We start from the raw sequence: 14808 nt of genomic DNA, 5'->3' as shown, positions 1-14808 counted from the left end.
TATTAGGAGGTAGCTTTATGCATTATGAACAATCGGATTTACAAAGTTTGATAAAATCTATAAAATCATATAATCCAAATACTGATGTAGATGAGATAACTAGAGCATATGGCTACATGGTTAGAGCTCATGAGGGACAGTTTAGAAATTCTGGTGAGCCTTATGCAATTCATCCGATTGCTGTAGCTAAAATTTTGGCTTCTTTGAACATGGATGATGCGACTATCATAGCCGGGCTATTTCACGATGTCGTAGAGGATACAGAAATAACTTACGAAGATTTAGAGTATTTATTTAGCAAAGAAATAGCTGACCTGGTCGATGGTGTTACAAAATTAAAACAAATTAAATTTAAAACTAAAAAAGATAATCAAGCAGAAAATTTAAAGAAAATGATCTTGGCAATGGCCAAAGACATTAGAGTTATAATAATTAAGTTGTCTGACAGGCTTCACAATATGAGAACTTTGGAATACATGACTCGCGAAAAACAGATTGAAAAAGCCAATGAAGTTTTAGAAATTTATGCACCACTTGCTCACAGACTTGGTATGTCTACAATAAAATGGGAATTAGAAGATTTAAGCTTAAAGTATTTGGAACCAAATATTTATCAAGATATAGTAAATAAAATAAACGAAACTAGACAACAAAGAGAATCCCAAATACAAAATATTATAAGACAATTTCAAGATGAACTTGAAAAATATAATATAAAAGCGGAGATTTTTGGAAGGCCAAAAAGTGTATTTTCAATATATAAAAAAATGTACAAAAAACATTTGGCATTTGAAGAAATCAAAGACTTATCAGCCATCAGAGTTATAGTCAATAAAGAAAGTGAATGTTATGATGTTTTAGGAATTGCTCATAGATTTTTCAGACCAATCCCTAATACTTTCAAAGATTATATTGCAACTCCAAAACCTAATATGTACCAATCTTTACACACTACAATATTAGCTCATGACGGAAGAACTTATGAGATACAAATTAGAACTTGGGAAATGCATAAAACTTCTGAATATGGTATCGCTGCGCATTGGAAGTACAAAGAAGGTACTACTAATAAAAAATCAAAATATGATAGCAAATTAGCGTGGCTAAGAGAAATCATGGATTGGCAAAAAGATTATACAGATTCAAAAGAATTCATGGATTTATTCAAAGAAGAATTTGCCAATGATGAAGTTTTTGTTTACTCACCAAAAGGTGATGTAATGGATTTGCCATCTGGTTCAACACCGATTGATTTTGCGTACAAAGTTCACTCTGCAGTAGGAAACAAATGTGTTGGTGCAAAAGTAGACGGAAAGATTGTACCATTAACTTACAAATTAAAAACAGGAAATGTTGTTGAAATTCTTACAAATCCAAATTCAGGTCCTTCAAAAGACTGGCTAAAAATTGTAAAATCATCTCAAGCTAAAACAAAAATTAAGCAGTGGTTTAAAAAAGAACAAAGAACTGAGAATATTGTTTCTGGAAGAGATATGCTTGAAAAAGAAGTTGCAAAAATGGGCTATAGTTTCAATGAATTACTAAAAAGAGAATGGCTTGAAGAAATTGCAAGTAAATTAAGCTTTTCATCTATTGATGATTTGTACGCTGCTATTGGTTATGGTTCTACAAGGGTTACGCAAGTTATTCCTAAGCTAAAGGAATATCACAAAGACTATTATGAAACAGACCAAGTTGTTAATAAACCAAATCATGTCGATTTTGTTAATGAAGAGCCAAAAGAAAGTGGAGTAGTAATTGATGGAATTGATAATGTAGAAATAAAACTTGCTAAATGTTGTAACCCAATTCCTGGTGACGAAATAGTCGGATACATTACTAGAGGTAGAGGAATTAGTGTTCACAGAAGAGATTGTTCCAATGTAAAATCAGTCAATGACAAAGATAGATTAATCACAGTTAGATGGGGCAATAATTTAATCAATCATAATTATCAAGTTGAACTTCAAATAATATCTTTTAGTAATGTCGGTTATCTTGCTGATATAACTAAAGTTATAAGTGAGTGCAAATTAAACATTAAAACATTTAACACTAGAACAAATAAAGATAAAACAGTAACGATTAATATAATATTAGAAATTAGTTCTAGTTCTCAGATCGATACAGTAATTGCTAGAATTAAAAATATTAAAGGAACTATAGACGTTTTTAGGGTGAATTCATAATGAAATTATTAGTTCAAAGAGTTAATAAAGCAAAAGTTGAAATAGATGGTACGACAAAAAGTGAAATTAAAGATGGTTTTTTAGTACTACTAGGAATTCATAGGGAAGATAATGAACAGGATATTGATTATTGCATCAGAAAACTTGTTAATTTAAGAATATTTTCTGATGAAGAAGATAAGCTTAATCTTTCAATTAAAGATTTAAATTATGAAATTTTACTTGTCTCTCAGTTTACATTGTATGCAAGTACTAGAAAAGGGAATAGACCATCATTTGATAAATGTGCCAAAGGAGAATTTGCTAGAGATTTATACGAAAAGTTTATTGAAAAGTTAAAAAAAGAAAATGTACCTTTTCAAACTGGGGAATTTGGAGCTGATATGAAGGTATCACTTACAAATGATGGACCAGTTACGATAATTATAGATAGTAGGAGTGAATAATGACATTAGACAAAATAGTTACTACAAAATATGGAGAAAACATGTACATTTTATCGGAAGATAATAAATGTTTTGTTGTGGATCCAGGTGCACAAGCTGATGATATTTGTGAATATATCAAAAATCGTAATTTAGAAATACAATTTATATTGATTACACATGGTCATTTTGATCATATATTTGCAGCTGAAGAATTAAAAAATAAGCTAAATACAGTTATTTACGCTCCAGAAAAAGAAAAAGATTTACTTGAAGATCCTGAAAAAAATTATACAAGAAAAGTTGGAAATCCAATTACTTTAAAAGCAGATTATTATGTAAAAGAAGGAGATACGATTGAGTTTAATGATTCTAAAATATCAGTTTTAGAAACTCCAGGCCATACTTATGGATCTAGCTGCTATATTTACAAAGATGTAATGTTTTCAGGAGATATGTTGTTCAAGAATTCAATAGGTAGATATGATTTGCCAACTGCAAGTTTTGAAGACATTAAAAATAGTATTGAAAAGCTAAAACTTTTAAATAATGATATAAAAGTTTATCCTGGACACGGACCAGAAACTAATATTGGTGACGAAAAGAAATACAATCCATATTTTAAATAAAATTTAGGAGAATTATGAAAAATTTAGAAAAAAATTACAATCCAAAAGATTTTGAAGATAAGATATATAAAATTTGGGAAAATGAAGGTTACTTCAAAGGCGTTATTGATAATGATAAAAAACCATTTACAATTGTAATGCCACCACCAAATGTAACGGGTAATTTACACCTAGGTCATGCGTTAAATAACACTATACAAGATATATTGATTAGAAAAAATAGAATGGATGGATATAGTGCTCTTTGGGTTCCAGGAACAGACCATGCTAGTATTGCAACTGAAGCAAAAGTTGTAAGTAAATTAAAAGAAGAAGGAAAATCCAAAGAATCTTTAGGTAGAGATGGATTTTTGGAAGCATCTTGGGACTGGACACGTGAATACGGTGGAAATATCAAAAATCAATTAAAAAAATTAGGAGTATCTTGTGATTGGAGTAGAGAAGCTTTTACTCTTGATGACAATTTAACAGAAGCAGTAGAAGAAGTATTTATAAAAATGTACAATGATGATTTGATTTACCAAGGTGACAGAATTGTAAATTGGTGTCCAAATTGTCATACTGCAATAAGCGACATAGAAGTTGTCCACGAAGATGAATCGGGACATTTTTGGAATATTCGATATAAATTCAAGGATTCTGATGATTATATTGTAATAGCTACTACTAGACCAGAAACATTATTGGGTGATTTGGCAGTCGCTGTAAATCCAGATGATGAAAGATATACTGACATTGTTGGAAAAACTTTGATATTACCATTAGTTAATAGAGAAATTAAAGTTATTGCTGATAGCTATGTAGATATGGAATTTGGAACTGGAATTGTTAAGATTACTCCTTCACATGATCCTAATGACTTTGAAGTAGGTGCAAGACATGAGCTAGGTCAATGTGTTGTAATTGATGAGGATGCAAAGATTGTTGAAGGATATGGTAAATATTCTGGATTAGATAGATATGAAGCAAGAAAATTAATTATCGAAGATTTGGAAAAAATCGGACAACTAGATTCAGTAAAAGAACATGAACATGCTGTAGGTCATTGTGAAAGATGCCATACTACTGTTGAGCCATTAATCAGTAAACAATGGTTTGTTAAGATGGATAAGTTAGCAAAATTAGCTTTAGACGCTTATAAAAATGAAGAAATTAGATTTATTCCAAAAAGATTCGAAAAAGTTTATGTAAATTGGTTAGAAAACATTAGAGATTGGTGTATTTCTCGCCAATTATGGTGGGGACATAGACTTCCGGTTTATTACCATAATGAAACAGGTGAAGTTGTAGTTGCAAGAAAAAATCCCGACCCTGAAAAATATACTCAAGATCCAGACACTTTGGATACATGGTTCTCATCTGCATTATGGCCTTTTTCCACATTAGGATGGCCAAACGAAACAGAAGATTTGAAATATTTCTTCCCTACAAATGTGCTAGTAACAGGATATGATATTATTTTCTTCTGGGTAATTAGAATGGTATTCTCTTCACTTTATAATTTGGGAGAAGTTCCTTTCAAAGATGTTTACTTGACAGGATTAGTTAAAGACTCTCAAGGAAGAAAAATGTCAAAATCTTTGGGAAATGGTATTGATCCTATAGAAGTTATAGATCAATATGGAGCAGATGCGTTAAGATTTGCGTTAATCACTGGTAATACCCCTGGAAATGATTCAAGATTCTACATGGAAAAAGTAGAAGCGAATAGAAATTTCTGCAATAAATTATGGAACGCATCCAGATTTGTTTTCATGAATGTAGAAGATGATGTTAAAAACATCAATGATGTCGAATTACAAATTGAAGACAAGTGGATTATATCAAGCTTAAATGATGTCATTGATGAAGTATCTACTAATTTAAATAAATACGAAATTGGTATAGCAGCTGAAAAAATATATGATTTTACTTGGAATGTATTCTGTGATTGGTACATTGAACTAGTTAAACCAAGACTTTATGGAGATGATTCTATTTTAAAAAAATCTGCAATCTCAGTTTTGATTTATACGTTGACTAATGTAATAAAATTATTACATCCATTTATGCCATATATCACAGAAGAAATATATAGCTATCTTCCTAATAAAAATGATATGTTGATTAACGAAACATGGCCAAAATATTCTGAAACAAAATCATATAAAAACGAAGAACAAATTATTGACAAGTTAGTTGAATCTGTAATTAGTATTAGAAATTCAAGACAAGAAATGAATATTGCGCCTAAAAAACAATCTGATATATATATATTGACATCTGATAAGAGCTTGGAGCAAGATTTTAAACAACTAGAGTCACTATTTAGATCAAGCGTTTCTATAAACGAATATAAGGTTAACGAAGATATATCAGAAGATAATAATATAGTAATTGTTAAAGATTCTTATAAAATCATTATTCCATTGAATGATTTAATTGATTATTCTAAAGAATTAGAAAGACTAGAAAAAGAATTAAATACAGCTAAATCAGAATTAAAGAGAGCGGAATCAAAGCTTAACAATGAAGGATTCTTAAAAGGGGCTCCTGAAGCTCTTGTAGAGAAAGAAAAAGAAAAAGTCGAAAAATATTCACATTTAATTGACGATATTAATAATTCTATTAGTTCTATTAAGGAAAATATGTAATGAAATTCAAAATCACATTTGGTTTTGTTTTGATTATGGTGTTGGTCAGCGTACAATATACTTTAAATAAAATTTTAGTATTATTAGAGAAGATTGAAAAAAAGATAGATGAGAATATAAATAGTTCAAATACAGGGGTGAATAATGAAAGAAGAAATATTATTAAGTGAACAACAAATTAAAGATAAAGTTAAAGAATTAGGTGCTCAAATTACCAAAGATTACAAAGATAAGAATTTATGTGTAGTATCTCTTCTTAGAGGAAGTTTTATGTTCATGTCTGATTTGGTTAGACAAATAGATATGCCAATTTGTATTGATTTTATGACTACATCTTCTTATGAAGACGCTGAAAAATCAACAGGTAAAGTAAAAATCCTTACTGATGTAAGAGAAAATTTAGAAAACTATGATGTGTTAATAGTTGATGACATTATTGATTCTGGAAATACAATCGTAAATACTTTGGAATATATTAAACAAAAAAATCCAAAAAGTGTTAAAACATGTGTATTGCTCGATAAACCAAGCAGAAGACAAGTTGAATATAACGCTGATTACGTTGGTTTTGAAATTGATGATGTTTTTATAGTTGGTTATGGTTTGAATTATAAATCATCATATCGAAATATACCTTACATTTTCATTTGGAATCAAGATGTATAAAGAATTTGCGTATATTTATGATAAATTAACTTTTGATATTGATTATGAAGAATATTCTGAAGTTATCAAAAAAGAATTAAAAAAATTAGACATAAAACCAGAATCTATTCTTGAGTTAGGAATCGGTAGTGGAAATATGACAAAATACTTCTATAACGCCTCAATTAATTATACTGGAGTGGATCTTAGTAAAGAAATGTTGAAAATTTGTGCAGATAAATTTCCTAATATCAGTATTATTAATGAGGATTTATGTCAATTAGAATTAACAAAAAATTATGATTTTATTTTTTCTACTTTAGATACAATAAACTATATACTAGACTCAGAAAAACTACAGAATTTGTTCTCAAATATTAATGAAAATTGTACAGGAGTGTTTATGTTTGATGTAAACACTCCTTATAAGCTAATAGAAGTAATGGGTAACAATCACTTTGTGTATGAATATGAGGATATTTTTTATACTTGGGTTAATCAATATTATGAAGAAGATAATTTGATAGATTTTTATATTGACTTTTTTGTGAAAAATCAGGATAATTCTTATCAAAGGATTAGAGAAACTCAAACAGAAAAAGTTTATAGTTTGGATGCACTAAGATTTATGTTGTACAACAGTGGATTTAATACTGTTAAAATAATAGATTTTGATACAGGTAAAACTCTTAATAATTGTACCCAACGTGCATTATTTATATGTTATTAGGTAACTATAATTATTTCGTTGTATATTTTTATTGTGTATGTTATATTAGTATAGTAAATGAAAACTACGTTAAATATTGGAGGAAATATGACAAAAGGAACTGTAAAATGGTTTAATGCTACAAAAGGATTCGGATTTATCTCAGCAGAAGATCATGGAGATGTATTTGTGCATTATACTGCATTGGAAGATAACGGCGAATATAGAAAACTAGAAGAAAATCAAGAAGTTGAATTTGATATCGCCGATGGACCTAGAGGTCTTCAAGCTTGTAATGTAAAAAAATTATAATAAAATATTATTAATATGCCCCTTTTTAGGGGGTTTTTTATTTGGAGGTTATATGATAAATAAATTATATATTGCTACCGATTCTACAGAATCATTTAGATTTATAATTGTAGATTCTACGGAGTTAGTACAATCAGTAAGAAATATTCATAATACATCAGCAACAGCATCCGCTGCGTTGGGAAGATTAAGTACTATGGCGTCAATTATGAGTCACGAATTAAAAAATGACAAACACAATATTACATTAAATTTACAAGGGAACGGACCAGGTGGAATGTTAATTTCTACAGTTAACGGTAGAGGAGAGGTAAAGAGTTATGTAAGTCATCCAGAAGTTGATTTACCACCAAAATCTAATAAAAAATTAGATGTTGGTAATTTTGTAGGAAATGATGGTCTACTTACTGTTATAAAAGATTTTAAATTAAAGGAACCTTATATAGGTCAAACTAGTTTAGTTAGTGGTGAAATAGCTGAAGATTTTAGTAATTACTTCTATCAATCTGATCAAAGACCAACAGTTGTGGCTTTGGGGGTCTTGGTAGATACCGATTTATCGATAAAAAGCGCTGGAGGATTATTTATTCAAGCATTGCCAGGATATGATGAATCATTAATTGATAAATTGGAAAAAGATATTAATAATTTTCCACCAATTTCTTCACTATTTGTAAATCATGAAAATCCTTTTGACGTTTTAAATCAATTTTTTGCAGACTTTGATTTAAAATTATTGGGTGAAAAAGAAGTAAAATATTTATGTGATTGTAATAGAGATAGAGTTGAAAGATCTTTGATTTCATTGGGAAAAGAAACGTTAAATGAATTGATTGAAGAGGATGGAAAAGCTGAATTGGTATGTGATTTTTGCCATGAAAAATACAATTTTACTAAAGAAGACTTGATAAAATTAAGAAATAATATATAAAGGATGGTGTTAATTGAAAACTAGAAATCTTACTGAAGGTAATATTTATAAGGAATTAATAAGCTTATCATTACCAATTATGGCAACATCTTTTATACAGATGAGTTATAATCTGATGGACTTATTTTGGTTGGGAAGATTGTCTATAGAGTCAGTAGCTGCGGCTGGAACTGTAGGGTTTTTTGGATGGTTGAGTTATGCGATATGTATGATGTTAAGCGTAGGTGCACAAATATCTGTAGCAGATTGCATTGGTAAAAAGGATATGGATTCTGTACAAAAATACATATCTAATGCGATAAAATTTGCATTAATAGTTGGATTTGTATTTATTTTATTAATGGTTTTACTTAAAGTACAAATAATACATTTCTTTAATCTGGATGAATCGGTCACAAAACTAGCATTTGAGTATTACGGATTTTTTGTAGCTTCAATATTTTTTAACTTCATAAATCCAGTTCTAACAGGAATATTAAATGGACAGGGGGAAAGTAAAATTCCTTTTATAATAAACACAATTGCTTTGGGAATTAATATAGTATTAGATCCTGTTTTGATATTTGGATTTGGTTTTATAAACCCAATGGGAATAAAAGGGGCTGCGCTTGCTACTTTTATCGCTCAAATGTCAGCATGTATTATGTTTATGATAGTTAGATTTGAATATTTTAAATACTTGAAAGAAAAAATGCATTTAATTTATGTAAAGAGACTTTTTGATTTGGGATTTCCTATAGCCCTTCAAGAATGCCTTTTTGCGACGTTTTCTATAATAATGGCTGCTATTATAGCTCATTGGGGAAAAGAAGCTATAGCTGCACAAAAAATAGGCAATCAAATAGAATCTATTACATGGTTAACTGTAGGTGGATTCAGTGTTGCATTATCTACCTTTATTGCTCAAAATAACGGAGCGAAAAACTATTCCAGAGTAATGGAAGGATACAAAAAAGGTATGAAGATATGTGTTGGTATAGGAATATTCACAACTATATTCTTATTCACTTTTGCTCCACAATTATTTAAGCTATTTATTCCAGATGATCATAATACGTTAAATATAGGGGTAGTGTATTTAAGAATATTGTCAATCTCTGAAATATTCATGTGTGTAGAAATAGCTACTACTGGATTTTTGAATGGAATTTCATTAACTAAGTATCCTTCTATAAACGGAATTATATTTAATTTCATCAGAATTCCATTGTCCCTTCTGGTTATGTATAATAACTTGAGAATTGAATGGATATGGGTAATTATATCTTCACTTGTTATATGTAAGGGAATTAGCTTGTTTATTGTATTTTACAGAAAAGTTTACAAAAATAAATTAAAATATTTATTGGATTAAAAAACTAGGATTGATTATTATATCAATCCTAGTTTTTATATTATCTGTGTTTTAGCGCAAATTCAAATAATTTATTTATAAATTTATTAAATACTATGTCAAACTCTCCAATTGTAGCTATCATTTCAGTGCCAAATCTTTTTTTAAATTCATATAAGCCGGCTTCATGGTCTTCTACATTATCTTCCGGAGTATATCCTGATACTCCACCGAAGTCATAAGATGTGCATCCTTTTTCTATAGCTCTTTTCATCATAGTCCATTGCATTAAATAATTTGGACTTAAATCTCTAAAATCATTTGAAGATGCTCCGTAAAGATAGTATGATTTTTTTCCACAAAATGTTAATAATGCTCCTGATAATACAATTTCCTCAACATCATTTTCGATGTATCCATTCATTTGCTCGATTAAATCTTTACATCTTTTTCTTCTATTATCTAATACATCTAGTTCTTTTAAGAAATTATTCTTTTTTTCTTCCGTTATATCTTTTTCCAATTTATTTTTAGTTTTTAACTCTTGTTTATCTATTTGCTCTAAGTCATCTTCATTTGATTTTTTTACACTTGATGGAATAAGCTTAGTTAGGTATAATTCACAATCACCATCTGGATTTAAAACATCATATAAATTCTCGAAATATTCATGACTTCTGTGATTGAATTCATCTCTTTTAGCTGTAATTTCCATTAATTTTGAAAACTTAGATAATTCATTCTTGTCGCATCTTTTACATACAAGTCCATTTTTTAAAGATTTTTTTACAACACTTTTAGTTCTAGATTGAAAAGAATTCATAACTTCTTTTTCAGATTTATCTATATCAGTTATCATATAATATCTAGGTTGATTATATTCTAACCCTTTTTTTAAACCATGATGGTAACATCCAAGTTCTTTTAAGTAGTCAATTAATCCATCAATTTCCACAGAAACTTGAGGGTCAAATTTCAAAGAAAAAACTTTGTTTTGTTTGCAAAAATCCTTTAAAATTTGGATAGTTGATTTTAAATCATCTTTATTTTCATAGTCAATCACAGGTCCTTTTGGAGCATAAGCAAAATAATAGGGAAGAACCGGGAGTTTTCTCAATAAAATTAAACAGGCACCAACAAGTTTGCCATCTTTTTTAATTCCAATATTTTTTCCAATCCATCCTTTTTTTACAAATTGCCATTTATATATTTGATTTAATTCTCCATATTTATGGTTTTTAACAAAATTATCATGTTCTTCACTACTAAGTGTAATCATTTCGTAAGCCATTTTATCACTTCCTTAACTTCATACATTATACCATAAATTGTGATTATAATTATTTAATAGAAATCAAAAAAAAGATAGAGTAAACATAGTTACTCTATCTAATAAAACTAATTATTTTAATTTTTCTCTTGCTGCTGCTTGAGCTGCTGCTAATCTTGCGATTGGAACTCTGTATGGGGAACAAGATACATAATCTAATCCAATTCTGTGACAGAATTCAACACTTTCAGGATCTCCGCCATGTTCACCACAAATACCTACGTGTAAATCAGGGTTTGAAGATTTACCTCTTTCAATAGCAATTTTGATTAGCTGACCAACACCTTCTTGGTCCAATCTTTCAAATGGACTTCTTGAATAGATTTTATTTTCTTTATATTCTGATAAGAATTTACCTGCATCATCTCGTGAGAAACCAAATGACATTTGAGTTAAGTCATTTGTACCAAAACTGAAGAAGTCAGCTTCTTCGGCAATTTCATCAGCCATTAAACAAGCTCTTGGTATTTCAATCATAGTACCGATTTGATATTCTAGTTTTTGATTTGTTTCTTCAAATACTTGATTGATTTCTTCAATTATTTGATCCTTAACGTATTTTAATTCTCTCTTTTCTCCAACAAGCGGAATCATAATTTGAGGAACTATTTCATGTGAAGTTTCTTCTTTAACTTTTAGAGCAGCGCTAATAATTGCTCTTGCTTGCATTCTATAAATTTCTGGATAAGTTACAGCTAGTCTACAACCTCTGTGTCCAAGCATTGGGTTTACTTCGTGAAGTTCTAAAATAATATCATTTACTTCATCGTAAGTTAAATCCATTTCTTTCGCTAATTCTTCAATATCATGTTTTTCTTTTGGTAAGAATTCATGAAGTGGTGGATCTAAAAGTCTGATAGTAACTGATAAATCTCCCATTTCTTTGTAAATGTTGTAAAAGTCTTCTTCTTGGAAAGGTCTTAATTTATCAAGAGCTTTTTGTCTTCTTTCGGTAGTGTTTGAGAGAATCATTTGTCTAACGATTGGAATTCTTTCTTCGTTGAAGAACATGTGCTCAGTTCTTGTTAATCCAATTCCTTCAGCACCAAATTCTTTTGCTTGATGTGCATCTTTTGGAGTATCTGCATTAGTTTTTACACCTAATCTTTTAATTTCATCAACCCATTGCATAAATTGGGCAAAGTTACCAGTAAGTTCTGGACTTACTTTAGAAATTTCTCCTTTATAAACATATCCAGTGCTACCATCTAATGAAATCAAATCTCCTTCTTTGATTTCGATGTTTTTACCTCTGATTACTTTGTTTTCTTCGTCTACTCTTATTTCACTAGCACCTGCTACACAACATGCACCCATTCCACGTGCAACTACTGCAGCGTGAGATGTCATACCTCCTCTGGCAGTTAATATACCTTCAGCTTTAATCATACCTTCAATATCTTCAGGAGATGTTTCTTGACGAACTATTATTGATTTAATGCCTTTAGATGCAGCTGTTTTACAATCTTCAGCACTAAAATAAACGTGACCACTAGCGGCTCCAGGTGAAGCAGCTAAACCTTTTGTAATAACTTCAGCATTTTCTAATTCTTTTTGATCAAAAGTAGGGTGTAGGAGTTGATTTAAACTATTTGGTTCGATTCTTAAAATAGCTTCTTCTTTTGAAATTAAACCTTCATTTACTTGATCTACTGCGACATTTAGTGCGCTGATAGCGGTTCTTTTTCCGTTTCTAGTTTGAAGTAAATATAATTTAGAATTTTCAATTGTGAATTCCAAATCTTGCATATCTCTGTAGTGTTCTTCTAATCTTTTAGTTATAGAATGGAATTGTTTATATACTTCAGGCATAACGTCTTGTAATTGACTGATTGGTTGAGGAGTTCTTATACCAGCAACAACATCTTCACCTTGTGCATTCATTAAGAATTCACCAAATAATTTATTTTCACCAGTTGCAGGGTTTCTTGAGAATGCAACACCTGTTCCAGATGTATTTCCCATGTTACCGAATACCATTGATTGAATGTTCACTGCAGTACCTAATTTATCATCGATGCCGTTTAATTGTCTATAAATTTTGGCTCTAGGATTATTCCAAGATCTAAAAACTGCTTCTATTGCATATCTCAATTGATCGATAGGGTCTTGTGGAAAATCTTCGCCCATTTCTTCTTTGTAGATTTTTTTGAATTTTTCAACAATTTTCTTTAAATCTTCGCTATCAAGATCTGTATCATCTGTAACGTTTTTTTCTTCTTTTATTTTATCTAATTCGTTTTCAAATAATACTTTAGGAATTTCTCTTGCAACATCTGAAAACATTTGAATAAATCTTCTATAAGAATCATAAGCAAATCTTTCGTTATTAGTTGATTTGGCTAAACCGATAACAGATTTATCATTTAAACCTAGGTTTAAGATTGTGTCCATCATACCTGGCATAGATATTACAGCGCCAGAACGAACAGAAAACAGTAGAGGATTTTCTTCATCGGAAAATTTCTTGTTTAATTCTTTTTCTGTTTCTTCAATATGTGATTTGATTTCTTCAAATAATCCATCCCATAATTTTTCGTCTTCTTGATAAAATTTGTTACAAGCTTCAGTAGTAATAGTAAATCCTGTTGGAACAGGTATATCCATATTAGTCATTTCGGCTAAGTTGGCACCTTTTCCACCAAGAAGGCTTCGCATGTCTTTATTACCTTCTTTAAAACTGTAAACATATTTTTCTGTCATTTAAAAAACTCCTTTTTAATCATTCATTTTTTTTAGATGTCTGATAATAACTTCTGCCGTTTCTTCGATTGCTCTGTCAGAAACGTTTATTATAGGACATCCGATTTTCTTCATTACCTTCTCAGCATAATCTAATTCATCAAGTATTCTACCCAAATCAGAGTATGTACTTTCAGTTGGCAATCCCATAGATTTTAGTCTTTCTTTTCTGATTTTGTTTAGCTTATCAGGAGAGTTAGTAAGACCGATGACTCTTTTTGGTTCGATTTCAAAAAGTTCCTTTGGGACTGGTGACTCTGGTACAAGTGGAATATTGCAAACTTTGTAATGCTTATTTGCAAGATACATAGATAATGGTGTTTTCGAAGTTCTAGAAACACCAATAATCGTTATATCAGCTCTAGCGACTCCTCTTGGATCTTTTCCATCATCATATCGTACAGCAAATTCTATTGCATCAATTCTTCTAAAATAATGTTCGTCAAGTTTACGTAATGCACCTGGATTTGTTGCTGGAGATCGTTTTGTTAGCCTTTGGATGGCTACAATTGATGGAGTTAAAATATCTACCGATATGAGATTATTCATATCACAAAATTTCTTTAAACTATCAATTAAACTTTCTTCAACTAAACTATAATATATGATAATATTATCCATTTCTAAGCATTTTTGTAATGTAGAATTAAGATGCTCAATAGATCGGATATGTCCAAATAAGTGAAATTTAGCATTTTCACAAGTAATATCAAATTGAGCTAAAGCGGCTCTTGCTATTTGATCACCTGTGTCCCCGGTAGAATCTGATAAAACTACCAGATTAATATTTTCCATAATTCACCCCTTTATTTGTATTATCAATTTAATTATACATCATTTTTTACAATTTTAAAGCAAATCTTTGTTATTTTATTTAAAATTATCACAAATTTGATTAAGTATAGATTATAGAAAAAGTATAATTTAATA

General features: G+C 29.7%; 13 protein-coding genes. 10 read left to right on the top strand and 3 right to left on the bottom strand.

The window, feature by feature from the left end:
* Positions 1 to 17: 17 nt before the first annotated feature.
* The 10 genes from ABDJ34_RS01440 (at position 18) to ABDJ34_RS01395 (ending at position 9827) form a co-directional block, all read left to right on the top strand.
* Positions 18 to 2189, top strand: coding sequence for a RelA/SpoT family protein (locus tag ABDJ34_RS01440; RefSeq protein WP_353316213.1), 2172 nt, complete (start codon positions 18 to 20; stop codon positions 2187 to 2189).
* Positions 2189 to 2635 (top strand): D-aminoacyl-tRNA deacylase, encoded by a 447-nt coding sequence (gene dtd / locus ABDJ34_RS01435; protein ID WP_094205717.1) that lies wholly within the window; start codon positions 2189 to 2191, stop codon positions 2633 to 2635. Before ABDJ34_RS01440 ends, dtd begins: the two co-directional genes overlap by 1 nt.
* The gene (locus ABDJ34_RS01430) at positions 2635 to 3243 is read left to right on the top strand and encodes an MBL fold metallo-hydrolase (protein WP_412701136.1); all 609 of its coding nucleotides are present in this window, start codon (positions 2635 to 2637) and stop codon (positions 3241 to 3243) included. The genes dtd and ABDJ34_RS01430 overlap by 1 nt, the downstream gene beginning before the upstream one ends.
* A gap of 14 nt (positions 3244 to 3257) precedes the next feature.
* Positions 3258 to 5876, top strand: coding sequence for a valine--tRNA ligase (locus ABDJ34_RS01425; protein ID WP_412701135.1), 2619 nt, complete (start codon positions 3258 to 3260; stop codon positions 5874 to 5876).
* A complete protein-coding gene (locus ABDJ34_RS01420; RefSeq protein ID WP_412701134.1) occupies positions 5876 to 6046 on the top strand; it encodes a cation:proton antiporter in 171 nt (56 codons plus the stop codon). The genes ABDJ34_RS01425 and ABDJ34_RS01420 overlap by 1 nt, the downstream gene beginning before the upstream one ends.
* A complete protein-coding gene (hpt, locus tag ABDJ34_RS01415) occupies positions 6021 to 6542 on the top strand; it encodes a hypoxanthine phosphoribosyltransferase (protein ID WP_412701133.1) in 522 nt (173 codons plus the stop codon). Before ABDJ34_RS01420 ends, hpt begins: the two co-directional genes overlap by 26 nt.
* Positions 6535 to 7251, top strand: coding sequence for a class I SAM-dependent DNA methyltransferase (locus ABDJ34_RS01410; RefSeq protein ID WP_412701132.1), 717 nt, complete (start codon positions 6535 to 6537; stop codon positions 7249 to 7251). The genes hpt and ABDJ34_RS01410 overlap by 8 nt, the downstream gene beginning before the upstream one ends.
* A gap of 87 nt (positions 7252 to 7338) precedes the next feature.
* Entirely contained in the window at positions 7339 to 7542 is a 204-nt protein-coding gene (locus tag ABDJ34_RS01405; RefSeq protein WP_412701131.1) for a cold-shock protein, read from the top strand.
* A 52-nt stretch (positions 7543 to 7594) separates the two neighbouring features.
* Positions 7595 to 8473 (top strand): Hsp33 family molecular chaperone HslO, encoded by an 879-nt coding sequence (gene hslO / locus ABDJ34_RS01400; RefSeq protein WP_412701130.1) that lies wholly within the window; start codon positions 7595 to 7597, stop codon positions 8471 to 8473.
* Between the two features lie 13 nt (positions 8474 to 8486).
* Positions 8487 to 9827, top strand: coding sequence for an MATE family efflux transporter (locus ABDJ34_RS01395; RefSeq protein WP_412701129.1), 1341 nt, complete (start codon positions 8487 to 8489; stop codon positions 9825 to 9827).
* Between the two features lie 40 nt (positions 9828 to 9867).
* Here ABDJ34_RS01395 and ABDJ34_RS01390 read toward each other — a convergent pair whose 3' ends face one another.
* The 3 genes from ABDJ34_RS01390 to ABDJ34_RS01380 form a co-directional block, all read right to left on the bottom strand.
* Positions 9868 to 11097 (bottom strand): lipid II:glycine glycyltransferase FemX, encoded by a 1230-nt coding sequence (locus tag ABDJ34_RS01390; RefSeq protein WP_412701128.1) that lies wholly within the window; start codon positions 11095 to 11097, stop codon positions 9868 to 9870.
* A 111-nt stretch (positions 11098 to 11208) separates the two neighbouring features.
* A complete protein-coding gene (gene ppdK / locus ABDJ34_RS01385; protein ID WP_412701127.1) occupies positions 11209 to 13839 on the bottom strand; it encodes a pyruvate, phosphate dikinase in 2631 nt (876 codons plus the stop codon).
* 15 nt (positions 13840 to 13854) lie between these two features.
* Positions 13855 to 14673 carry a pyruvate, water dikinase regulatory protein gene (locus tag ABDJ34_RS01380; RefSeq protein ID WP_094205708.1) on the bottom strand — a complete coding sequence of 273 codons (819 nt, stop codon included), beginning with the start codon at positions 14671 to 14673 and terminating at the stop codon, positions 13855 to 13857.
* Positions 14674 to 14808 lie beyond the last annotated feature (135 nt).

Origin of the sequence: Finegoldia dalianensis (assembly GCF_046255015.1) — a bacterium.
GTDB lineage: Bacteria > Bacillota > Clostridia > Tissierellales > Peptoniphilaceae > Finegoldia > Finegoldia magna.
The sequence above is the reverse complement of the archived record's forward strand: the minus strand, read 5'-3'. Positions and strand labels throughout refer to the sequence as shown.

Coding starts and splice junctions, on each gene's coding strand:
- ABDJ34_RS01430 (WP_412701136.1), top strand. CDS start 2,635: ATGACATTAGACAAAATAGTTACTACAAAATATGGAGAAAACATGTAC.
- ppdK (WP_412701127.1), bottom strand. CDS start 13,839: ATGACAGAAAAATATGTTTACAGTTTTAAAGAAGGTAATAAAGACATG.
- ABDJ34_RS01390 (WP_412701128.1), bottom strand. CDS start 11,097: ATGGCTTACGAAATGATTACACTTAGTAGTGAAGAACATGATAATTTT.
- ABDJ34_RS01440 (WP_353316213.1), top strand. CDS start 18: ATGCATTATGAACAATCGGATTTACAAAGTTTGATAAAATCTATAAAA.
- ABDJ34_RS01380 (WP_094205708.1), bottom strand. CDS start 14,673: ATGGAAAATATTAATCTGGTAGTTTTATCAGATTCTACCGGGGACACA.
- hpt (WP_412701133.1), top strand. CDS start 6,021: ATGAAAGAAGAAATATTATTAAGTGAACAACAAATTAAAGATAAAGTT.
- ABDJ34_RS01410 (WP_412701132.1), top strand. CDS start 6,535: ATGTATAAAGAATTTGCGTATATTTATGATAAATTAACTTTTGATATT.
- ABDJ34_RS01425 (WP_412701135.1), top strand. CDS start 3,258: ATGAAAAATTTAGAAAAAAATTACAATCCAAAAGATTTTGAAGATAAG.
- ABDJ34_RS01420 (WP_412701134.1), top strand. CDS start 5,876: ATGAAATTCAAAATCACATTTGGTTTTGTTTTGATTATGGTGTTGGTC.
- ABDJ34_RS01405 (WP_412701131.1), top strand. CDS start 7,339: ATGACAAAAGGAACTGTAAAATGGTTTAATGCTACAAAAGGATTCGGA.
- hslO (WP_412701130.1), top strand. CDS start 7,595: ATGATAAATAAATTATATATTGCTACCGATTCTACAGAATCATTTAGA.
- dtd (WP_094205717.1), top strand. CDS start 2,189: ATGAAATTATTAGTTCAAAGAGTTAATAAAGCAAAAGTTGAAATAGAT.